Here is a 23,999-nt window from a genome sequence, read left to right as displayed (position 1 = left end):
GTCGTTTGATTATTCAGGACAACTGGTTACAAATATAGATTTTTACATAAAAAAATACAAGCATTTTAAAATTAAAAGCCATATCTATTATTATTTTTTATAATAATTTGTATTTTTTCAATGTTGAAATAACATAGACAATTCGACAGAAGGAAGAAAATAATCCATCTCATTTTTATCGGTCATCAGAAAAAATGGATGAGTGAGGCAATAAGAAAAGAGCGCGAACATTCGGTGTACGGTTCCTTTTCCGTTACCGAGCGTTCACGCCCTTTTGATGTTCTAAATATAAAAAATTATCTTTCCGCTAACGACTTACCACAGTTTCAAGCGTTCGTTCTCGGGCAAGTAGAGCTTGTCGCCCGGCTTCACGTCGAATGCCTTATACCACGCTTCGATGTGCGGGAGGGCACCGTTCACGCGCCACTCGCCCAAAGAGTGAGGATCGCTCTTCACACGCGAGCGTATTTCTTTCTCCGTTATGTTCTGTCCCCACACCGCTGCATAGGCGAGGAAGAACCGCTGATCGGCCGTAAAACCGTCTTTCACTTTGAGTGGTTTCTGCTTGGTAGCGTTGCGATAAGCATGGAAGCTCACTTCCAGACCGCCGTGGTCGGCAAGGTTCTCGCCGAGCGTAAGGCGACCGTTTGCCTTCAAATCGGGCAGCACATTGATGTTCGAGAAGAACGTAGCATACATATCGGCACGCTCCTTGAAGTTAGCAGCATCGGTAACCGTCCACCAGTCGCGCATATTTCCCGTCTTATCGTATTGCCGTCCTTGGTCATCAAAGCCGTGAGTCATCTCGTGTCCGATCACTACACCGATAGCGCCGTAGTTGAATGCATCGTCGGCTTGCGCGTCGAAGAATGGATATTGCAGAATACCTGCAGGGAAACAAATCTCGTTGGTCGTGGGGTTATAGTAGGCATTCACCGTCTGCGGCGTCATTCCCCATTCATCTTTGTCCACCGGTCTGCCTGCATGTTTTTCGATATTCCGCTTGTCCCAGAACAATCTGCATGCCTGTACGTTCTCGTAATACGACTTTGCAGGATCGATCGTCAACGCGCTCATGTCTTCCCATTTGTCGGGATAGCCTATCTTTACGTAGAACGTTGCGAGCTTCTCGTGTGCAGCCAATTTCGTAGTATCGCTCATCCATGTCTGCGCATCGATACGTTGACCGAGCGAAACCTGCAGGTTTTTCACCAATTGCTGCATGCGTTTTTTGCTCGATTCGGGGAAATAACGTGCACAATACATCTTGCCCAAGGCCTCTCCAAACTGGTTGTCGACCTGCGATGTTACGCGTTTCCAGCGCGGATAGTCCTCTTGTCGCCCTCTCATCACCTTGCCGAAGAACTCGAAGTTGGCCGCCTGAATGTCGTCGCTCAGATAACTTGCCGCCGACATAATAGCATCCCACTCCATCAAGGCGCGCAGATCGTCGGCCGTAAGCACTGATGTAAGTTTGTCGATACCCGCCATGAACGAGGGCTGACCTACCACCATATCTTGAATATAAGCCGATTTCACACCCTCGGCCTGCATCATTGCTTCCAACGGAATGTTGGGGTAGTTTTCCTTAAACTCCTGTAGAGTCATCTTATTGTAGTTGGCTTGCGGATCTCGGAGTTCGGTGCGGCTCTTCGAAATTAATGCAACAGCGGTCTCAAAGCGCAAAACAGCGTCGCGTTTTGCATTGGCTTGCGCCTCTGTAAAGCCGAACAGGCGGAACATCTTAGCAATATGTCCGCGGTAGGTCTCACGGATGGCGACCGTAGCAGCGTCGTTATCGAGGTAATATTCTTTCAAACCGAGCGTCAAACCGCCCTGATAAATGTTCAGAATGTTCATGGATGAGTTCTTTTCATCGGCCCCGAAAAAGCAGCCCATGGGCACTCCGTATCCGAAATACGCATACTTTAGTTGCAATTGGCGCAACGCATCCAAGGTTCGGGCGGCCTCCATTTCGTCGAGCAACGGCTTCATCGGCGCCACTCCATCATTGTTGCGACGTACCGAATCCATAGCCAATTTGTAGAAATCGCTTAGCTTTCGTTCCGTCGTGCCGGCTTTGTATTGCTTTTTCAGCAAGTCGCCAAGAATGGTGTTGATACGCTTGTTATTGTCTTCTTGCAACTGGTCGAAGCTGCCGAAGCGCGAGTAAGCGGGCGGAAGCGGGTGACTTTTCTGCCATCCTCCCGTTGCAAATTCGTAGAAATCGTCGCCCGGACGGACGGTTCTGTCGAGGTTCGACAGGCGAATACCCGGCTTATCTTGCGCCAATCCCATAGTGGGAGCGGCCACCATCATCATGGCCGGTAAAATTTGTTTCATGTTCATATTTCTTAATTTTTTATATGTGTGATTTAAACTTTCATTGCCTCGAGCTGCTCCGAGAGCTCCATCCAGCGTTCGTTTTCGCTGTCCAACGCCTTTCGGGTGGCGGTATATTCGGTTACAAGTTCCATGTTCGAAGCGTTGGCAGGCAGCATCAGCAGGTCGTCCAGCTCCTTAATTCGCTTTTCCATGCTCGCTATCTTGACTTCGCTCTCATCAACTGCTTTCTGTGCTCTGCGCAACTTCTTCTGCCGTTCCTTATGCTCGGCGTAGGAAAGATTACCGGTCGGGGGAGCTTCTTCCCGTCCTTCTCCCCCTGAAAAAGAAGCTATATTGGGGGCAGACGATTTTTGTTGCAGCGCTGCATCGATAGAGTTAGCGTGCAGTTCTCCCTTTCCATCGGAGACAACGGGTGAGGCTGTTCTAAGAAAATCGTAGATGCCGCCGAGATGTTCGCGCACTTTTCCTCCACCGAATTCGTAGACTTTCGTTACAAGACCGTCCAGAAACTCACGGTCATGACTCACGATGATGGCGGTACCGTCAAAGGCTTTGATCGCTTCTTTCAGTATATCTTTCGACTGGATGTCCAAATGGTTAGTCGGTTCGTCGAGGATAAGCAGGTTAACCGGTTCGAGTAGCAGCCTTATCATGGCCAATCGAGACCGTTCTCCGCCACTCAACACCTTCACTTTCTTGTCTGCAATCTCGCCACCGAACATGAATGCGCCCAACAGGTCATTGATTTTCAGCCTCATGTCGCCCGTTGCCACGCGGTCGATGGTATCGCGTATCGTCAGATTTTCGTCCAACAGCTGGGCTTGGTTTTGTGCAAAATAGCCGATTTGCACGTTATGTCCGATCTTCAGCGTGCCCGTATAAGGGATTTCTCCCATGATACATTTGACGAGAGTCGACTTACCTTCTCCGTTTTTTCCCACAAAGGCGACCTTCTCGCCACGCCGAATTGTCATGTTTACACCCGAAAAGACAAGATGTCCCCCTTCAACCTTTCCCTGCAAGGGAGCAGAAGTCGGTGTCGTTGCACTTTCTTTTATTCCTTCTCGGTCTACCTTTTCAGAGGAGAGTTGGAGAGAGGTAGCGGGATAAACCTTACCGAGATCTTCTGCAATAATAGGAAAATCGCCGGCACGCAAGCATGGAGGAAACTTCAGATGCATGGCCTTATTGTCTACTTCATCCACCTCCAAAGGCACGATCTTGGCCAACTGCTTGATGCGGCTCTGTACCTGTACCGCCTTTGTAGGTTTGTACCGGAAACGCTCGATGAAGTCTTTCATGTCGGCAATCTCCTTCTGTTGGTTCTCGTAAGCCCGCAATTGTTGCTCACGCCGCTCGGCTCTCAGCGTAAGATATTCATCGTATTTCACACGATAATCTTCGATATGACCGCAGGTGATCTCTATTGTACGGTTGGTAACATGGTTGATGAAAGCCTTGTCGTGGCTTACTAAAACCACCGATTTGGCCGATTGAGCAAGGAATTGTTCAAGCCATTGGATGCTTTCGATGTCGAGATGATTGGTCGGTTCATCGAGCAGAAGCACGTCGGGGCGTTGCAACAGTATCTTCGCAAGTTCGATACGCATGCGCCATCCGCCCGAAAATTCAGACGTAGGGCGGTCGAAATCCGTTCGTAGAAAGCCCAATCCCGTCAGCGTGCGCTCCATTTCGGCCTCGTAGCCCTCGGCTCCGTTCATCATGTAGCGTTCGTGTTCCTGCGTAAACTGCTCCACCAAAGCAAGATACTCCTCGCTTTCGTAATCGGTACGTTCGGCAAGTTCGCGCTCCATGCGGTCTATACGTGCTTTCAATTCGGTGTTCCTGAAGAAGGCTTTGCGCGTTTCTTCGAGCACGGTGGTATCGTCCGACAGCTTCATCACCTGCGGCAGATAGCCGATAGTGGTATCGGCAGGCACGGCAACAACGCCCGCCGTGGGCTTTTGCATGCCGCATAATATCTTGAGCAAAGTAGATTTTCCCGCGCCGTTCTTACCCACCAAGGCAATTCGGTCGCGGTCGTTCACCACGAAACTCACATCATGAAACAGCGGTTTCACACCGAATTCTACTTTCAAACCTTCTACTGAAATCATTCGTTTCTATCGTCTTTTCTTTAAATTTCCCTTGCAATACGTTACTCTGCACAGTAATTGCCCCACGTACAGCCGGTTCTTTCCGCCCCCGAGGAGCGCAATAAAACTGTTTGCAAAGATACAACATTTCGCACGGAAATCAAACACAGGCCAGCTGTTTTTATCATGATTCCTCCATGGTATTTTGCTATATATCGATTATAGCTTCGGTCTATCGCCCACAGATGCGGCATCTATTCAGGACAGGCAGTACATGTATCCTTATCAAAGGAACCAACTATCGCCGTTACCAACCGCACAGAGCAGCGGCCTACCGTGATAATATCGCATTTGAAAAAGAAAAATATGCCCGACAGGCAAAACGAACGAAAAAGAAAAAGAAAACGGACGACGGAAAAAATATAAAGAAAAAAGAAGTCTACGGCATAGCTTCTTTTCTTCGACGAAGTTCCTTTTCTATCTTCTATATATAGGAACGTACCTTTATTTTCAATAAGTTGCAAGCGCAAAGTTGCAACTTCGCTACAACTTAGTTATAACTTTGTTGCAACTAAGTTCAACGTTTGTCCAACTATTGCCGGTAATTTAAAGACCTTATTCTTTAACTAAGATATAACGATTTTTTACTAACAGCCGCAATATCCGTAAAACTTTATTTTCTTTTTCGCACCTTTACGGTCGGTTACGGTGATGGTTCCTTCCTGAAGAGCACCGGATGAGTCTTCCCCACCCCATGCCTTTTCTTTGGATACACGGACTACCACCGTGTATTTCTTGTTCTTAAAAACAGTCACAGAGAAATTATCATTACAACGTATCAGCTTCATTATCTGCAATTCTCCATTGATCTTCATGGCCGCATAGGGATATCCTGCGTTGAAAATAACATCCGTTTGAGGTTCTTCGTTCACAAATCTGCCCTTTGTACGATAGTAAATACAGCCTGCTCCCTCTATTACATCATCGGGTAAAGAATCGTCCGCAGCAATGGTATCTATCACGATTTCATGAACTTGTTCTGCGTTCTGTTTGCCGTTATCCGTACGTGATCCGCATGCAAAAGCACACAACATGGCAAGCAACAGTAGCGGTATAAATAACTTTCTCATTATGCGTTACCTTGGTTTACATTTCGGTTAACCGGCTTTTTCGGAACAAATTACGAATTCGCCCGCAGTGCGAGATTGTAATTGTAATACTCTGAATTGCCCGTAATATCCTCGATTACTTTCACAAAAGGCGGGAACTTCACGGCTTCATCTTCTACAACACCCTTGGTTTCGAGTATCATTAAATGGCTTACAGGGGCAAGATAATCGTCGAGTTCGAAGTACTGTCCTTTCCAAATGAAGCTCCTACGCACCTTACGGATAGTATGTCGGTACGGATCAGCTTGCTGCAAAAGCGACGAATAGAGGTTGTTATTGATCTGACGTTCGGTCTGTATCTGCTCTGTTGCCGATATTCGTTTCTTCGTGGTGAGCACATTAACGTACTTACCCTGCCATCTGCGGCGACGCAGGCGTATCTCGCTACCGGGTTCGGCCACCAGATAAGTCTGTGTGATGTCGCTCTCTATGCAGTCTGGAACGGCACCCTGAAGCTCCACGATGTACTTGCGCTCCTCTTCGATAGGTTGCGGCAGGCCGAGTACACTCGATATCTCTTTCAGCACACGGTAAACTTTATTGCTGAAATCTTCATGGTTATTGATTACCCGCAGGTACGGATGTCCCGTCCAAGCCGCAATTACTTTCTTATCCAACTGCCGTGCCAGCTCCAGTCCTTCGCTGCGGTGCTTGTTATTGTCGGTAGTATAAAACTGTTCGGCCCCATCGGCTGCCGATACAAGATGGAGCACCGCGTCGTAACGATGGTCGCGAAGTTCGGCGGTAGAAGTACCGATCGACGCCGTTATCTCGCGCCACATCTCGGGCTTCATGTATGTCGAAATATCCATTGCCCCGCGGTCGCAAACGATGATTGTCGGCTCCTTACATTCCGAAGCCATGCGCATGAACTTGTCTTCCAATGCCATCTGTATTTCGAGCGTTGCCTTTTCGCCTTCATAAAAGAAGCCTTTGTTCGTGGTTAGATAGTCCATGCCCGACTGACTGAACAGCGTGGGAACTTCGGGAATGGTAAACACTTTGAAGCCCAGACTCGAGAAGTGTTCTATCACTTTTACGAGTGCAGTGGTCTTACCTGCACATGGTCCTCCCGTGAGGACTATCTTTTTGATATTGTTCATATTAACAATTAAAGAATAAGGCGACAAAGTTACGAAAAATTCGCGATACGCTCGTGAATTACAGTAATATATTTTATCGCGATTACACATAAGAAATACGCACTTTATACAACATCTCTATGCCGAATAAACATACGGAACATCAAAAAGACGGGCTGCAAGCGTTATAGAAACCTTGCAGCCCTTTCTATCGTTTCACTTTCGGGAAAGACTTTTATGTTACTTTACCATTCCTCTTCTAACCAAGTTCCTTTGGCACCCGATACACCGGGTCCACCGGTTTCTATATGTCCCTGTTCTTGCTCATTGGGGCTTCCTTGTCCGCCGATACTGGCGCCTGCGTTTGTTCCACTGCCGCTGCAAAGGCGCGAGATTTCCATAAATACAACTTCGCAAGTAGGTTTTATATACCTATTTTTCATTGTTTATTTTTCTTATTTATCGTACAATATACTTCTTACCATTCACTATATAGATGCCTTTGGACAGGTTTTTCAGGTTTACATTACCGCTGCATACCACCTGCCCGTTCATGTTGTACACCTTATTGTCGGCCGGCTGGCGGTCTGAGATGCCCTTTCCGGCAGTAACAGAATTTATACCCGTCGGGCTGTTATCCTCCTTTGAGAAGAACGAAACCATAGGTTTGGCATTCGCACCATTATCCTTATCGAGAACTACGCATGCGGTGTACGGTGTCCATGTACCCGAGTTGGCAGCAGTCCACTTATAAAATGCGTTGGCAAACTGCGATACGTCTTTCCCCGAATAGTAGTAATAAGACGGTGCAGGCAGATGCTTCGTTTTTTCATAATTGCCTATAAACGTGTAGGTAACGCCATCTTTAGTTACAACAACCTTTTGGTTTTCAAGACTTTCTTGTTTCTCCTCTTGTTTTTCAATGCCGGTGATAGTGGTCTTTACACCCGTTGCCGTGCCTGCATGCATTCCCGGGTGGATCATATAGGGATGGTGAGCACGGGTGGAAGTAACGGGAGTTTTGAATTTCAATGTTATCATTTTGTCGTGATCGGCACTCGTAGTAACCTCTACATCCGAAAATTCCACCACTTCTACAGTACTGCCGTACGCGCTTTTGAGCTGCGTCTCGGTCATGTCGAACGGCAGGCACAGCGTGTACCATTTATCATCTATACGCTTATCATCCTCCCAAGTTTCCTCCTTTTTCAGCCCCGATACGAGCATAAAGTTGTTCCATCCGGCGTAATCACCTGTATTATTATTGTACTTTCCTTCATCGACAACGGGCCATCTGTTGCCGTCTTTATCGGTCACGTAACGTGCAGTATTCCCCGCTGTGCCCAATGTTTTCGTGTTCTGATTAACATATTTGTCGTAAGCATCTTTAGGATAATGCAGCACTGTTCGGGTGCGCATATTGCCGTCGCCGCAAGTAAATGCATCTTTAGTTACAACTTCTCCGGCTCCTGCACCGTTGTAATTGTAATTATAGGTGTTAGCCGGAGGGAACGCTTGTTCCTGTGCTTTCGTATTCGCACCCAACACATATACATCCGACAGGTTATAACAGTTCTGGAAAGCCTGCCCCTCTATCAGCTCTACACCTGCCGGTATAGTTATCGATTTCAGGTTACTACAGAGAAAAGCCGTTGCACGTATGGTCTTCAGAGTGCTTGGCAAATGTATCGTTTCTATGGCAGAACCCGAAAAAGCGCCATACCCTATTTCTGTAATTCCTTCGGGCAACACAACGTCTTTCAGTGCCGTACAACCGAGAAACGCCTGATAATCGATTTTTGTCCACCCCGTATGAAAGTCTACTTTGGTCAGTGCAGTACAATCCAAGAAAGCCTGTAACTCTATTGTTCCGCTCGATACGCAGCCCAATACCACCCGCTTTAACGTAGAAATGGCAAAGGCTTGCGCGCCGATAGTAAGCGAACGGTCGGGATTATCGGGAATAATAACTTCTTCAACAGTTCCATGTCCTGCAAATTTCAAGCACCTGTCCGGTATCTTCTTCGTGTTTTTAGGAAAAGTAATCGACTTCAGATGCGTGTTTACACTTACCCATTTAAGGTCGTCGTCGTTAGAAACATCGGCATTTTCCAAGTAGAGTTTCTCCATTAAAGGGAACTTTGCCCCATCATAACCGCCACACAAAGCCGTCATATCTGCACTGCTCATAGATACGCCGGCAGCCGTAACAACAGCTATTTTCTTGGCATTTTTAACGCTTTCCTGTAACCCGTTGAAGCCATTGGCCAAATCTCCGGCGGCCTTCAACGTAAGTGTTACAGAGCCATCTGCTGCCACTTTGGTTTCGAGTGTTGCCATGGCATACCCTATACTCAGCATGGCAAAGCACAACAATATAATTCTTTTCATTTCTTTTATTAATTCTCTTTTAACTGCAGTTGTTACCCACTACTGCAAAATATAAATAAAATTGTAAGACTATCTATCAAGTTTACACAAGTCTGCAAGCCGTTGAATTACCGAAAAACAGCGAATTAAACCTGCAAACCTAAACTATTTATTCAATTCGTTTTTAGTACCTATAACTAATGTCTTTGCATCTTAACAGCACAACATCTTACATTTTAAGAAGCTAAACATCTGCGAAACTTCAATAAAATATAAATAGTTTGCTTTTAAAGAATTACAACTCTCTATTCTATAAAATAGCATGAATTTCATTAAAAACCGTGTCTATTCCTTATACACCATACGCATAAACTCCTTATATGCCCCGTCTGTTCCTCGTAAAAGGCCCTTTTATTACACATGAAGCGTGGAACTGCAATGCCCACATTCGTAGCTTGAAGGTCTTAGGAATACCTGAAATACAGAATACGGTTTACAGCCCACGCCTTTATGCGTGGCGATCCGTATGCATTCTCTGTATTTCTTTGAAAGTTTCCTAAGTTTTCAAGCCACAAGATAAGCATAACGCTTCGTTAAAACTCTTATGTTGTGTTACAAATAATCGTAACCGGCTGTAAAGGTAAACAATTCTTTTAAGAAAATACTTTTTTTATTGTAAATTATGAGAAACTACCCCATTTTTTTGTTCTTATTAGGAACTATATTAGGATAGATAGCCGAAAAATGCCACGCAATTTAAGCTAATTGCGTGGCATTAGTATCGTCTGTTTTCCTTATCTAAAGGCTGTAATTACATATAAAAGCTGCTGTTATCGTCGGGAATAAGCTCTTCATACTCTTTCTTTAGTTCCTCTACGCTCTTTTTGAACTCCCGTTTAAGGTCTTCATAGAAGCGTTCAGGATCGCGGAACGAGTCGTTTTGCTCTGCAATAACACGTATCGGGAGATTAAAGCGCAATACTTCTTTCCACTCAGTCGGTGCAGAATAATAAGGTAGAGGCCGCTTAATATTTTTATAGGTATCGTCTTCATCGTCGGGATCGGCCGTAGCTAAGTACTTCGTGGCTTTGGCATAGAGCAGTCGCATGGCAATGAAATAGCTCGGAAGTTCCTGCTCTTCTTCATCTTTAGGTTGCAAATAGAAATTGAAATAGCCCTTGAAACCGACGTAATCCTGTGGTTGCGTGCCGTCTGTAACGCGCCCTATACGCAGGAGGCTTACCACATCGTCTGCGCTGCCTCCGGGTATTTGTGTGGATATCTGTAAGCTGTCGGGATTGGTATCGCGGTATCTATAGTCGAAAAAGTCTGAACTCATCGCTGCTCTTGCGGCAAAGTCTTTCTTGTCCCAATCGCCTTTAAGAGCATTCCCCGTACGTACATTCTTCGGTACATACGGCTTACCGCTGTCGTCGAGGTCGGATACAGTGTAGAAAATCTGATAATGCGACGCATTTTCTTTGCTGCTTATTTCGTCGTTCAACACCTTTCCGGCAGCATTTTTAAATACCAGACGCAGGGCATAGTAATACCCTCCGAGCGCCACAAAGTATTTGCGCCCTTCCATTCCCTTACCCGATATCAGGGCGATGGTGCCGTCGGCATTCTTCTTCAGCACACAATGTTGCTCTCTCGGGAAGGTCATTTTAGAAGACATGGGATTACCGTGAAACTTTGCGCCATGCAGGTGTCCTTCCTTAAAAAGCACTTCGCAAGTGGCCCAGTCTATATCGCCTTCTACCTTAGGTTTAGGCTGCGGCTCGGGTGCGGGGGTGTTGTTATCGTCGGAAGAGCAAGCCGTAAATACGGCAGACATAAGGATAAACACCATGCCCGCCCATATCGATTTGTTTAAAATTCTATACATAATTGACAATTATTTTAGGTTTGTTTTTATTTTACTATGAACAAATTGTACATAAGAACAGGTTGCCGTGCTTACATTCGGAAGCCCTTCTGCACTTTTATATCGCTACTTTTAAGTATTGCCGCCACATCTTTTTCGTCTTTACCAAGCACCTTGGCCAATTCCTTTACGTAAACGTCGATGTTATTATCGGCATCGGCCACCACACGGAAAGGCAGTTTAAGTATCACATCGCTAACACTCCATGCCGGATGACGCTCATCGAAATCGAGCAATCCACCCTCTCCACGACCGATATACTTATCCCCCGGCAGTACATGAACGAGGTCTATGCGCATCTGGAAGCGTATGTCGGCACGCACAAACCGGAAATATCCTTTCAATCCTACACGGTCGTAAGGTACCGAGGCATCCAACGAACGGCCTTTCCTTATCCGGTCCACGGTGCGGCTCTTGCCTGTCTTCTCATCCTGATAGGTATCTCCTATCGTTTTGTCCACGGGATCTGTATCGCGATAAGAGTAATTGAATACCGTTTTCGTTAGCTTCTGTAGCTGTTGAAACGACGGTCTTGTGCCGCCAGACTTACCGAATTCATCTATTTCTTTGCCATCGAGCGTGGTCGGATAGGCCTCCTTTCCTGAAAAATCCTTATCGCTGATCGTAAAAAAATGCTGGTGTATGGGCAGCATCTGTAACTCCTTTTTGGCCGGACAAGTACAAAATTGTTCGTTCATCAGCCTGCCTTTGCGATCGTAATATAACATCTCGAGCGTATAATAAACATTGCTGCCCTTGATAACTTGGAACTCTTTGAGCGCACTTTGTATCTGAACACTGCCCGTACCACCCGCTGCACGGCCTATTTCTATAACCTGTTTCACGGGTATCACGTTCTGATACGACTCGTCGTAGGCCTCTACAAACTTATTATCGGCACTCATTTTGCCCATTCGCATCACCAGTTTAATCTTATTCCACTCATCATGTCCTTTGATTTCATCCTCCACCTTCGGCTTCGGGGCCTCAAGTGCATTCTTATCGCACGAGGCAAACAACAAGACGGCAGCAAACATCAGCGCCGTCCATACAAATAGTTTTCTGTTCATAATATATTGTTTAAAAATTAATTACTGTCCTGACAGATACGCTTCGCCCGGGGGCATGAGCGTAATATCTGAACCGATCGGTGTACTCCTTGTACTCGTTATTGAGAAGATTTTCGGTAGACAACATGACTCTGACCGTACGGTCACTGCCGATACGGCAAGCAATTTCCGCATACGTATTGAGCAGATAATAGGCCGAGGGCGTATCATCAACGAGCTCCTTTTCCCTGTCAAAGCGCGTTTGTTTGCATACAAACAGGTTTTCAACCCTTGCTTCAGCCTTCCATTGTCGCCTTCTACCCCACTTACATTGCCATTCTGCCGCAAACGTGTACCTGTCCGACAGAATGAGGGGCAGCCATGTATGCAGCGTAGCATTGCGTGCTCTCGTCCATTCTCCTTTCCCCTTGAGCGCGAACCCTTTAGGTAATACGACACGAGCATTCAGGTCTGCGCCATAAAAATGGCAGTTGTCTTGCCGGAAGGCAAATATAGGATAAACGCCATTCCAATGAACATGGATGCCTCCCTCACCCAAAGATTTGTCGGGGCTGTCGTATATATAATTGCCGATATACTGGTAGAAGAGGCTCGGCTCTACCGACAACCACGCCTCTTTGTACTCTGCACCGGCGACGAACTTATAACCTCGTTCCGATTTCAGGTCTCTGTTGCCCAACGACCATGAACTGCCATGATGCAAACCATTGCTATAAAGCTCGTTCACATCGGGCGCCCTCCATGCCAATCCCATATTTATTCTTGCGGAAAAGTGCCTGTCGAACTGTCTATAGAAGGCCATGCTACCGGTAAAATTGCTATACCGTTTGGTACCTCCATAGAGCTCGCGACGCCAATCGTAACCGCTCGCATCGGTATTACGAAAGTCGTATCGCAGTCCTATTTCGGCTTGTACGCCGCCCAAGACCGCTTTCTGAATAAGATAAACACCCGATGCAAGGGTAGTATAATTGGGAATAAAAGGCGTAGAAGCCGTGCCCTCCTGATTTACATTGCGCTGGTAGATGGTCGACAAACCGCACTGTGTTTCCCATCCTACAGCCTTCCACGGCTTACGCCAACGCAGATCGAGAGAGAAACTGCGCAGGTGTATATCCATTACGGGTACATAATCATAAACTTCGCTACGCCGGTTTTCGTACTCCTGACGGTGGTTATGCTGATACGCAACATCCAATATAAGATGGCTATTTCGGGCAAGATGCCAAGCCAGTTCACCTTTCAACAGCAGATGATCGGCCTGTTGATAAGGCACACGTATATCGCTTGTGTAAGGCATAACGGACTCTTCCACCGGTCTACCCGTACGAAATCTTGCCAAGAGGTCTTCTAATCCGCCCACATGAGAACCGAAGAATATGCCACTTTTGGTATGATACCAGCTCGCGAAGACAGAAGCATCGAACTTCTTTGCCCTATATCCCGTAAATAGAGACCAGCTGTTCTCGCGCTGTCCGGTGTTATTGAGCAGATAACGGGCCGTGGAATAATCGCCGGAATATCGCCACAATCCATGCAGACGAACGGCCCAAGCCCCTTTACCCGTCTCTACGGTAGCCGAAATATCCTTGCCTCTGCCATTCGTAGCATATCCCATACCGGCATAACCCGATAAACTCCAACGGTCGGAACCATAAGGTAACGGCGCCGGATTGAGCAATACTACGCCTCCTAATGCCCCCGAACCGTAACGAACGCTCTCTGCACCCTTCACAACTTCGGCTTTACCGAAGCCAGTTTGGTCTATTTCCGGCGCATGATCGGCTCCCCAACCCTGTCCTTCCAACCGTATACCGTTGTCAAGAAGCAAAATGCGACTGCTATGCATACCTTGTATGACGGGTTTAGATATCGTAGCCCCATTGCTGATGGTGCTCACACCCGACACACTTTCGAGCATTTTTGCCAACGAAACGCCTCCATTGCGCTGTATTTCGTTACTACCAAGGGCCACAGACTGCCGTACAGGAGAATTTTCTCCATATTTTCCGGAGACTACAACCTCTTCGAGACTGTTGATCGAGGGCATCATACGCACGGTAAACGGCGTTTCTGCCGACACAAGCGTTCTTATATCTACGCTTACAGGCTCGTAACCCACGCTTTTTATCATGCATATCTTTCCTACAAGAGCCGCTGGCGGCACTTCTGCATGCCCATCTTTCGAGGTCAGCCACTCCTGTCTGCCAATGATGATCCGTGCTCCTGCCAACGGTAGCTGCGTATCGGCATCGATAACAACGATACGTTTTACACTGTTATCCGCTACCGCTGAGCACACCTCTGCACGACTGTACAGCACAGACAATATTGTAACGATCATCATGGCGATACTGCGCACATGAATATTGTAACACATATATTAAAATTAAATTGATTTCTTCAGAATAAAGTTATCTGCCTCAATCCCGCACAGACCGAGACAACATAATCCATACATAGCCCGTGTAACGCCGACAGACAGAACATATATCGGTCATAGAAATATGTAATATGGCTGATACATGTACCGTTTTTCATGCACACGCTGCAAGCATGGACTTCACGCCTTGCATGGAGGAGAATGGGCGCTTATCGGAATAAAAGGACGATAAGCTGCAACAAAAGTCGGTTCGGGTATGGTATAGATCGAAAACAAGAGTACGGGAGCGTAAGAATAGTTATGGGGCTCCACCGACTCATGTAATGTAAATTCGCAAATAGAGCACGTGCTTTTCACCGCATCGATACTGTCGCAATGCTCTACCGCAGCCTTTTTGCTCGAATAAACGTTGCCATGATAGTGAATACCTTTCAACAGCAACATAAGCATAAATGTTGTCAATAACATCCATGCCAAGCGTTGTTTTATGGTTGTGTTTCTTCCTATCATGACGATTTTGCCAATTACCGTTTACCGTCTGTGCATTATAAGTATTTTGTACAATGCGTACAATAAAAATAACTATATACGTTGCAAATGTAAGAAATTATATTTATAAATTAAATGTCTACGGTATGGGAATTTAAAATATTAACTTATATTCGCATAACCTGCCCTCGTTTTCCGGTCATAAACCGCTTTTATTTCTGCATTACCCGGCGTTTGTTTATATTTTATTCACGTTACAAAAGTTTCACTTTCTGCCTGTTCTTACCATAAAAACAGTATCTTTGCAAAGGATAGGCGGTGTATCGGCAAACCGAAGCATACCTCCTTATTTCCGTTTAATAATACTTAAACAAGACAGAAACCACGGAAAAAGATGAATATTTTTACAAAGATCATTGTTAGCAAGTTGCATTTGGCCGACTCGGTAGTAGAAAATGTACTGCAACTTCTTGATGAAGGATGCACTATACCCTTTATTGCACGCTATCGGAAAGAACGTACCGGAGGGTTGAACGAAGTGCAGATCGGACTTATCAGCGAGTGGAACGACCGGCTGAACGAACTCGTAAAACGTAAACAGACCATCTGCAACACTATAGAGGAGCAGGAAAAGATGACGCCGGAACTGCAAAAACGCATAGACGACTGTTGGGACAGCACCGAATTGGAAGACATCTATCTGCCTTACAAGCCCAAACGTCGCACACGGGCACAGGTGGCACGCGAATTGGGATTGGCACCTTTGGCCGATATCATTATGCAGCAACGCGAACGAAACGTGATGCAGGCGGCACAGAGGTTCGTTAAAGAGGGGGTAGACAGCGTTTCGGCGGCCATAGACGGTGCGAAAGACATCATTGCAGAGAATATCTGCGAGAACGAACAGGCCCGACAACGGCTGCGTAATGCCTTTCTGCACGGAGCGGTAATTACGTCTAAGGTTGTTAAAACCCAAAAAGATACCGACGAAGCGGCTAAATATCGCGATTATTTCGACTTTTCGGAACCGTTGCGCCGTTGCTCCGGCAATCGTCTGCTGGCCATGCGTCGCGGCGAGAACGAGGGTATTCTGCGCATCAATATCTCGGTTGACAACGAAAGAGCCGTTTCTCAACTGCAGCGACAGTTCGTCAGAGGGTACGGAGATTGCGCTCTATTGGTGAAAGAAGCGGCAGAGGATGCTTATAAACGGCTGCTCGAACCCTCTATAGAGACCGAAATAGCCGCCTTATATAAGCAAAAAGCCGACGAAGAAGCTATCGGTGTGTTTGCCGAAAACCTTCGTCAGCTGCTGTTGGCAGCCCCTTTAGGACAGAAACGCGTGATGGGTGTCGATCCCGGAATACGCACCGGATGCAAGGTGGTATGCCTCGATGCGCAGGGAAACCTGCTTTATAACGACGTTGCCTACCCTTTTCCGCCCAAAGGAAACAGGAAAGCAGCCATGCGACACTTTGCGGAAATCGTCGACGAATACGACATCGAGGCCATTGCAGTGGGCAACGGAACGGCGAGCAGAGAAACCTCTGACATTCTTCGGGAGGCTCATTACCGGAAAGAGGGCATACATGTATTTGTGGTAAGCGAAGACGGCGCTTCCGTTTATTCGGCCTCGAAGACGGCACGAGAGGAGTTTCCGAATGAAGATGTTACCGTACGTGGCGCGGTTTCAATAGGCAGACGATTGATGGATCCGCTTGCTGAACTCGTGAAAATCGATCCAAAAAGCATCGGTGTAGGGCAATATCAGCACGACGTAGACCAAGCGAAACTGAAAAAGAGCCTTGATATAACGGTGGCAAGTTGCGTGAACTCGGTGGGTGTAAACCTGAATACGGCCAGTCAGCACCTGCTTACATACGTGAGCGGACTCGGTCCTACGCTTGCCAAGAATATCGTGGAATACAGAAAACAGAACGGTGAGTTTGTCTCGCGCGTACAGTTGAAAAAAGTTCCCCGATTAGGGCCCGTGGCTTATGAGCAATGTGCAGGCTTCCTCCGCATTCCGAATGCCGAAAATCCATTGGACAACAGTGCGGTTCATCCGGAGAGTTACGGCATCGTAGAGCGGATGGCCGACGATTGCGGATGCAGCGTAGACGAGCTGATAAAAGACAAAACAAGGCAGAAAGGCATAGATTTGAACAGGTATGTAACTAAGGAAGTGGGGCTTCCGACGCTCAATGATATTATGAAAGAACTGGAAAAACCCGGGCGTGATCCGCGTGCAGAAATCGAATTGTTCGAGTTCGATCCGAACGTAAAGACCATAGACGACCTGCACGAAGGGATGCTCTTGCCCGGCATTGTGACTAATATTACCAAGTTCGGTGCCTTTGTCGACATCGGCGTTCATCAAGACGGACTCGTACATATATCGCAACTGGCGAACAAATTCGTAAGCGATCCGGCTACCGTGGTACATCTGCACGAGCATGTGCAGGTAAAGGTTTTGGCGGTAGATATGCAGCGCAGGCGAATAAGTTTGACGATGAAATTGTAGAGATATGGTATTCTAATCGTTGTCGTACATAGAAGGAACGACGCGAAGCTCTTGATACGTCTGCTGAATATCTGCCGAAGTGATGTCGAAATGCTTATCTATTGTTCGGGGACTGTCCTGCAATGAATGCGAAAAGAGCCAATCGTAGGTTTTCTGCAAGTAAAACAATCGGGCTAAAAACCCATGAGATGCGCCTTTCAGCCAGTCGTAGCGTAACAGTTTGTCGAGCCCCATTTGCTGTAATTTACTAACCACATTCTGCGATTGTTTCACCGATACGGCGCGGTCGCCCGTACCGTGCATAATCCACAAAGGCACCTTTCCGAGTCCGCCGACATCGCTTAAAGAGCAACCGCCGCATAGAGCCATGGCTGCTGCGACCTTATCAGGATAGGTCCCAACGAAGTCCATTGTGCCGTAACCTCCCAAACTCATGCCCAGAACATACACACGGGTAGTGTCTACAGCATAATGATTTTTCGTCCATTCCAATAAGTCATTGATCTTATGTGCATTCCATGCACCACCCGTATTTTGCGGTGCTACCACCAACGTGGGGATTATTTTCCCTCTGTCGATGGCATCCAATACGCCGTAACGCCTTACCTTTTGCAGATTATTTCCACAAAGACTGGCACCATGAAGAAAGATGACAAGCGGAAGAGGATGTCCCCCTTGCTCATAATCAGCCGGCGTATATATCCAAAAACGATAACCGTTAGGAGCCAAATCGCTTACAGTTTTAAAATCACCTTTATCGATCTGTTGCGCCATTAACGGCAGACAACAGAAAATAAATAAAAGTACAAAGCCGTATTTTCTTATTTTTAAACCTTTCATACTCGAATATTGTATTGCCTAAAACAGATTACATATCAGTAATTCCAAGCAATTTCTTTTGCGCTCTGCTTACACTATTTTTGCATAAGATAGGCAGTATCTCAATAATTTATCGTAAGTTTAATTACATTCGATTTACGCCATCATTGCCAAAGATACGGAAAAAATAACGGCCATACCACCGGATTAGGATTGTTTAAACATAAAAATAGCGATAAAAAGAGTTTTTTAACGTGTGTTTATGGCCTTTAAGAAGCATACTCACACCATCGAGATAAAACAAAAAAGAGATGTACCAAGCATCGCCTTGATACATCTCTTTGTATTATTGATTTAAACGATTTTACTTCACTTTATCAACAATAGCCTTGAAAGCTTCTGGGTTATTAACAGCTAAATCTGCAAGAACCTTGCGATTGATCTCAATGCCAGCCTTGTGAAGAGCCCCCATTAACTGCGAATAACTCATATCCTGAAGACGTGCAGCAGCATTGATACGCTGTATCCACAATGCACGGAAAGTACGTTTCTTATTACGACGGTCGCGATAAGCATAAGTCAGACCTTTCTCCCAAGTATTCTTTGCTACTGTCCAAACATTCTTTCTCGCTCCATAGTAACCCTTGGTGAGCTTCAGAATTCTTTTTCTTTTTGCTTTTGAAGCAACATGATTTACTGATCTTGGCATAGTTTCTTTTCCTTTAATTGTTCGACTAAAAATGAATTAACGCAGGCGAAGCAGGTCGCGTACCTGTTTCATGTTGCTTCGATCAACAAGAGTTTGATGAACTAAATTCCTCTTCTGCTTCTTTGTTTTCTTAGTCAGAATGTGACTATGGTAAGCATGATTACGTTTAATCTTACCAGTACCGGTAAAACGGAATCTCTTCTTTGCACCGGAATTTGTCTTTACTTTTGGCATTTTTTGTTAATTTTAAATTGTTATTTATTTACTTCTGTGGCAACGTATATACCAAGACGTTACGCACATTCTTTCATTTCGTTTACTCTTGACTGAGTTTCTTCAGCGCGTCTTCGCCATTTTTGGCGTTGGCAAACAGACCTGCATTGGGATTAACTGCCGCAGTCTCGTCTTCTGCTTTGGCCCCTTTCTGCTCTTTGGCCTCGGCTTCACGTTTCTCGCGATCCATTTTCTGCTGACTTTTCTTTGCCACCCCGACCTTTTTCGGTGCAAGATAAAGAAACATCTTTTTGCCTTCGAGCTTCGGCATTTGCTCTACCTTCCCCAACTCTTCGAGGTCGTTTGCGAAACGAAGCAGTAGAACTTCGCCCTGTTCTTTGAACAAAATGGAGCGCCCACGGAAGAAGACGTATGCCCTAACCTTATTCCCTTCGTTAAGAAATTCCTTAGCATGTTTCAACTTGAACTGGTAATCATGCTCATCGGTCTGCGGTCCGAAGCGTATTTCTTTTACTTCCACCTTTACCTGTTTGGCCTTCATTTCTTTCTGACGCTTCTTCTGTTGGTAAAGAAACTTGGAATAGTCGATGAGACGACAAACGGGTGGCTGGGCATTAGGAGATATCTCTACAAGATCAACACCTTGCTGACGTGCCATATCCAAGGCTTGCCGTGTTGGCATTACAGTAGAGCCGTCGTCACCTACAATACGTACTTCCCTTACGCGAATTTGCTCATTCACGCGGTACTGATTATTCATTTTGTCATTCTTCATTCAACTATTTTAATTGTGTTTATTCTGCTAAACGGCTGCAAAGTTACGTTTTTTCCACCAATTAGCAAAACTTTTAATATTATTTTATTAAACTTTCAATTGGGACTTATTTACTATTTTAGAGAAAAACAAAATTCAAATTCACAGTAAAAATCAAACATATTAAATAAAAAATGTTAATGGACAGAAACTTATCCGATCTTTTACTATATTTGCAACATCGATCAAATAGACTAATACATTATCAATCAATAAGTTTAACAATTCAAAATTCACTTTTTATGAAAAAGTCTACCCTTTTATTTTTTGCGCTTTTGTGCATGAATTCGGCATCAATTATGGCACAAAGCAGTTCTCGTAACGATGGTGGAAGTACAAGTTCTACCACTTCTTCTCCTTCGGGAGCAACCTACACCCTCTCTGATGGTTCCACATCAACTGTACTTTCAAATCAAACACTTACCTGTTCGACATCTGACTACAATGTAGTTCAAGTAACGAAAGGCACACTGGGACTTACCAATTGTACTATTCAAAAGACAGGGGGCGATACCAGTGATTCAGACGGTTCTTCATTCTATGGCATTAATTCGGCCGTATACGTGAACGGAAGTAATGCTATCATCAATATGGCCGGCGGAACTATCACCACATCGGCCATCGGAGCTAATGCCGGTTTTGCTTACGGTTCCGGCATTCTAAATATCAGTAATGTAACTATTACGAATACTGCAAATCTCTCACGCGGCATCCATGCTACAGGTGGCGGTACCATCAATGCTACCAATTTAACGATTACTACCAGTGGCAGCAACTCATCTGTCTGTGCTACCGACCGTGGCGGTGGCACGGTAACCATCAATGAAGGCTCTTATGTTACCACAGGTACCGACTGTGCCATCCTCTATTCGACGGGCACTATTACAGCTACAGATGCGACAGGCTCCAGTTCTCAAGGCGAAATTGGCGTAATCGAAGGCGACAACTCTATCACTATCAATAACTGCGACTTCACGTCCGGCAGCAGTTCTCGCGGATTGATGATTCTACAGAGTGGCTCGGGAGACTCAGAAGGCTATAATGGTACCATCACCATCAACGGGGGCAAGATTACATTAACCGACTCAAGCGCTCCTCTATGTGAAATTCCTACCAACATTACAGGTACACTCACACTGAAAGATGTAGACCTGACCGTGCCAAGTAACAATCTGATGTATGTGGACTACAACACCCGTTGGAGCACTTATGGCGGCACAGGAAATCTGGTGTTGCAAACCGACTCAACATGGACTGTTACCGGATATGTGGCAAAGGATTCATATGCTACGGCTCTAAATGTAACTGTTGGTACAGGTGTTACATGGAATCTAACGCAAAATACTACCATTACGACTTTGGTAAACAACGGTACCATCAACACCAACGGCTATACGTTAACGTACAGTTCAACATCGGGCAGTGGTTCTATAATTACCGGCATTTCTTCTATTAACAAAGATAAAACAAAAAAATCGGATGTTTATAATATTGCCGGTCAATTGGTCAAGCGGAACGTTTCCGATATTAAAGAGCTCAACCACGGTATTTATATCAAGAATGGCAAGAAAGTCGCTGTGAAATAGACTTATCGTTACACACAATTTTAAGTAAGAGAAAACCACTGATCTCTATAAATCATGGTTCTCTCTTACTTATATTTAATTGACTTTATACGAAAACACAGGCGTATAATTTTTCAGACACAAGATGTTATTAGACCGAAAATATTCTACATAAAAAATTCCTATATAACAATATTTTCAAAAGAAAATTTTCGACAGACCTTTTATCTATCATTGATATATCTGCTGTATATTATCGATATATAAGGAAAATAAATCTCGTGTCCGATACCTCTATTACCATAGTGAAAAAACGGTATTTAAATTACACAGCCGCACAAACCGGCACCTTTTTCATGTACAAAGCAAAAACAAAGCAGGGGCAGAACGGCTGTTTTACCCCTCTGCCCCTGCACAATGCAAGATGTATCAGTCTTTCGGATGTATGTCGGTTACCTTAAGCATCTCGGCAACCTCGCCATTAATGCGCTTGGCAAATTCTTCCATAGTCATGGTAGCCTGTTCGCCTCCTCCTTGTTTCCGCATCGAAACAAGGCCGTCGGCAGCTTCTTTTTCGCCTACGATCACCATGTAGGGCACACGCATCAATTCATTATCACGAATTTTACGGCCGATTTTTTCGTTTCTATCATCGATTGTTGCACGTACTCCCTGCGCATCAAAGTATTTAGACACCTTCTTGGCATAGTCGTTATACTTTTCAGAAATGGGCAGTATGGCCACTTGGTCGGGCGTGAGCCACAACGGGAAATGACCTGCGGTGTGCTCGATAAGCACGGCTGTGAAACGTTCAAGACTGCCGAACGGAGCACGGTGTATCATTACAGGCGTCTTCTTCACGTTATCCTCGTCGGTATATTCCAACTTGAAACGCTGCGGAAGGTTATAATCTACCTGAATTGTTCCTAACTGCCAACGGCGACCGATGGCATCTTTTACCATGAAATCGAGCTTCGGTCCATAGAATGCAGCCTCTCCATAAGCTATCTTTGCATCGAGTCCTTTCTCGGCACATGCTTCTTTTATCGCCTGTTCGCTTTCTTCCCAAACCTCATCGGCGCCGATATATTTCTCACGATCCTTAGGATCGCGGAGCGATATCTGTGCTTCGAAGTTATCGAAGTTGAATATCTTGAACACGGTCTGTATGATATCCATCACACGCAGGAACTCGCTCTTCACCTGATCGGGACGGCAGAAAATATGCGCATCGTCTTGGGTAAACGAACGTACACGGGTGAGTCCGTGCAACTCTCCGCTCTTTTCGTAGCGATACACCGTGCCGAATTCGGCGATACGCAACGGCAGATCTTTGTAAGAACGCGGCTTCCATGCAAACACTTCGCAATGGTGAGGGCAGTTCATCGGCTTTAGCATGTACTCTTCATCTTCTTCCGGCGTGTGGATGGGTTGGAAACTATCTTTGCCGTAATGTGCATAATGGCCCGATGTTACGTACAAATTCTTGGAACCGATATGCGGAGTTATTACTTCTTGATAGCCGAAACGTTTCTGTATCTTGCGCAGCATATCCTGCAAACGCAGGCGCAATTCCGTTCCTTTCGGCAACCAGATAGGCAATCCTTTGCCTACTCTTTCGGAGAAAGTAAACAGTTCCATCTCTTTTCCTATCTTGCGATGGTCGCGCTTCTTGGCCTCTTCGAGCATCACGAGATATTCGTCGAGCATCTTCTTCTTGGGGAAAGTGATGCCGTAGATGCGTGTCAATTGCTCACGTTTTGCATCGCCTCGCCAGAATGCACCGGCCACACTGGTTATCTTAACGGCCTTGATAAGACCGGTAGACATCAGGTGCGGACCGCGACAAAGGTCGGTAAACGCGCCTTGTGTATATGTTGTAATCGTGCCGTCTTCGAGGTCTTGATCGATATGTTCGCACTTATATACCTGTCCGTCGGCCTTAAATTCCTTCAAAGCATCCGCTTTAGACAAAGATTTACGAACCACCTGTTCATCTTTTTTAGCAAGTTCCATCATCTTGGCCTCTATCTTTGGAAAGTCGCTCTCTGATATCACGTCGCCTTTCTTGGGCATAACATCATAGAAGAACCCATTCTCTATGGCCGGTCCAAAGCCAAATTGTATGCCCGGATATAGCTCTTGTAGCGCCTCGGCCAATAAGTGGGCAGAAGTATGCCAAAAGGTATGCTTGCCTTCTTCGTCCTCAAATTTATAAAGAGCAATGGTTGCGTCTTCGTTGATCGGACGGTTCAGCTCTACTGTCTCACCATTAACACCGCAAGATACAACGTTGCGAGCGAGAGCAGGTGATATACTCTCGGCGATTTGTAACCCCGTCACGCCCTGTTCGTACTCACGTACAGAGCCATCCGGAAATGTGATTTTTACCATAACAAATT

The 23,999-nt window shown here is 45.7% G+C and carries 17 protein-coding genes; 2 read left to right on the top strand and 15 right to left on the bottom strand.

Going from position 1 to position 23,999, the window contains the following annotated elements:
- Positions 1-315: 315 nt before the first annotated feature.
- From HMPREF0663_RS01410 to HMPREF0663_RS01360, 10 genes are all read right to left on the bottom strand, one after another.
- Positions 316-2,349: a M13 family metallopeptidase gene (locus tag HMPREF0663_RS01410; RefSeq protein ID WP_004368279.1), complete on the bottom strand. Its 2,034-nt coding sequence runs from the start codon at positions 2,347-2,349 to the stop codon at positions 316-318.
- A gap of 26 nt (positions 2,350-2,375) precedes the next feature.
- On the bottom strand, positions 2,376-4,463 hold the full coding sequence (locus tag HMPREF0663_RS01405) for an ABC-F family ATP-binding cassette domain-containing protein (RefSeq protein ID WP_004368278.1): 2,088 nt from the start codon (positions 4,461-4,463) through the stop codon (positions 2,376-2,378).
- Positions 4,464-5,089: 626 nt separating this feature from the next.
- Positions 5,090-5,572: a hypothetical protein gene (locus HMPREF0663_RS01395; RefSeq protein ID WP_004368272.1), complete on the bottom strand. Its 483-nt coding sequence runs from the start codon at positions 5,570-5,572 to the stop codon at positions 5,090-5,092.
- 50 nt (positions 5,573-5,622) lie between these two features.
- Positions 5,623-6,714 (bottom strand): AAA family ATPase, encoded by a 1,092-nt coding sequence (locus tag HMPREF0663_RS01390; protein ID WP_036875776.1) that lies wholly within the window; start codon positions 6,712-6,714, stop codon positions 5,623-5,625.
- 224 nt (positions 6,715-6,938) lie between these two features.
- The gene (locus HMPREF0663_RS01385) at positions 6,939-7,136 is read right to left on the bottom strand and encodes a hypothetical protein (RefSeq protein ID WP_004368269.1); all 198 of its coding nucleotides are present in this window, start codon (positions 7,134-7,136) and stop codon (positions 6,939-6,941) included.
- 16 nt (positions 7,137-7,152) lie between these two features.
- Positions 7,153-9,084, bottom strand: coding sequence for a leucine-rich repeat protein (locus HMPREF0663_RS01380; protein ID WP_004368267.1), 1,932 nt, complete (start codon positions 9,082-9,084; stop codon positions 7,153-7,155).
- A gap of 790 nt (positions 9,085-9,874) precedes the next feature.
- Positions 9,875-10,951 carry a hypothetical protein gene (locus HMPREF0663_RS01375; RefSeq protein WP_004368263.1) on the bottom strand — a complete coding sequence of 359 codons (1,077 nt, stop codon included), beginning with the start codon at positions 10,949-10,951 and terminating at the stop codon, positions 9,875-9,877.
- Positions 10,952-11,022: 71 nt separating this feature from the next.
- Entirely contained in the window at positions 11,023-12,060 is a 1,038-nt protein-coding gene (locus HMPREF0663_RS01370; RefSeq protein ID WP_004368261.1) for a hypothetical protein, read from the bottom strand.
- A 10-nt stretch (positions 12,061-12,070) separates the two neighbouring features.
- Positions 12,071-14,440 carry a TonB-dependent receptor gene (locus HMPREF0663_RS01365; RefSeq protein ID WP_004368259.1) on the bottom strand — a complete coding sequence of 790 codons (2,370 nt, stop codon included), beginning with the start codon at positions 14,438-14,440 and terminating at the stop codon, positions 12,071-12,073.
- A gap of 183 nt (positions 14,441-14,623) precedes the next feature.
- The gene (locus HMPREF0663_RS01360; protein WP_004368257.1) at positions 14,624-14,953 is read right to left on the bottom strand and encodes a hypothetical protein; all 330 of its coding nucleotides are present in this window, start codon (positions 14,951-14,953) and stop codon (positions 14,624-14,626) included.
- A 373-nt stretch (positions 14,954-15,326) separates the two neighbouring features.
- On the opposite strand from HMPREF0663_RS01360, the gene HMPREF0663_RS01355 reads away from it, so the two are divergent.
- Positions 15,327-17,456: a Tex family protein gene (locus HMPREF0663_RS01355; RefSeq protein WP_004368256.1), complete on the top strand. Its 2,130-nt coding sequence runs from the start codon at positions 15,327-15,329 to the stop codon at positions 17,454-17,456.
- A 12-nt stretch (positions 17,457-17,468) separates the two neighbouring features.
- Here HMPREF0663_RS01355 and HMPREF0663_RS01350 read toward each other — a convergent pair whose 3' ends face one another.
- From HMPREF0663_RS01350 to infC, 4 genes are all read right to left on the bottom strand, one after another.
- Positions 17,469-18,296, bottom strand: a complete 828-nt coding sequence (locus HMPREF0663_RS01350) for a carboxylesterase family protein (RefSeq protein WP_004368255.1) — start codon at positions 18,294-18,296, stop codon at positions 17,469-17,471.
- Between the two features lie 343 nt (positions 18,297-18,639).
- Complete coding sequence (gene rplT / locus HMPREF0663_RS01345; protein ID WP_004368253.1) at positions 18,640-18,984, bottom strand: 50S ribosomal protein L20; 345 nt, start codon at positions 18,982-18,984, stop codon at positions 18,640-18,642.
- 36 nt (positions 18,985-19,020) lie between these two features.
- A complete protein-coding gene (gene rpmI, locus HMPREF0663_RS11610; RefSeq protein WP_004368252.1) occupies positions 19,021-19,218 on the bottom strand; it encodes a 50S ribosomal protein L35 in 198 nt (65 codons plus the stop codon).
- Positions 19,219-19,300: 82 nt separating this feature from the next.
- A complete protein-coding gene (gene infC / locus HMPREF0663_RS01340) occupies positions 19,301-19,993 on the bottom strand; it encodes a translation initiation factor IF-3 (RefSeq protein ID WP_004368251.1) in 693 nt (230 codons plus the stop codon).
- 338 nt (positions 19,994-20,331) lie between these two features.
- On the opposite strand from infC, the gene HMPREF0663_RS11535 reads away from it, so the two are divergent.
- Positions 20,332-21,618 (top strand): hypothetical protein, encoded by a 1,287-nt coding sequence (locus HMPREF0663_RS11535; RefSeq protein WP_143150400.1) that lies wholly within the window; start codon positions 20,332-20,334, stop codon positions 21,616-21,618.
- Positions 21,619-22,026: 408 nt separating this feature from the next.
- Here the strand turns inward: HMPREF0663_RS11535 and thrS are convergent, their stop codons facing one another.
- Positions 22,027-23,991, bottom strand: coding sequence for a threonine--tRNA ligase (gene thrS, locus HMPREF0663_RS01330; protein ID WP_004368249.1), 1,965 nt, complete (start codon positions 23,989-23,991; stop codon positions 22,027-22,029).
- Between the last annotated feature and the right edge of the window lie 8 nt (positions 23,992-23,999).

This window comes from Hoylesella oralis ATCC 33269 (assembly GCF_000185145.2).
GTDB classification, from domain to species: domain Bacteria; phylum Bacteroidota; class Bacteroidia; order Bacteroidales; family Bacteroidaceae; genus Prevotella; species Prevotella phocaeensis.
This window is presented reverse-complemented; position numbering and strand designations above follow the sequence as displayed.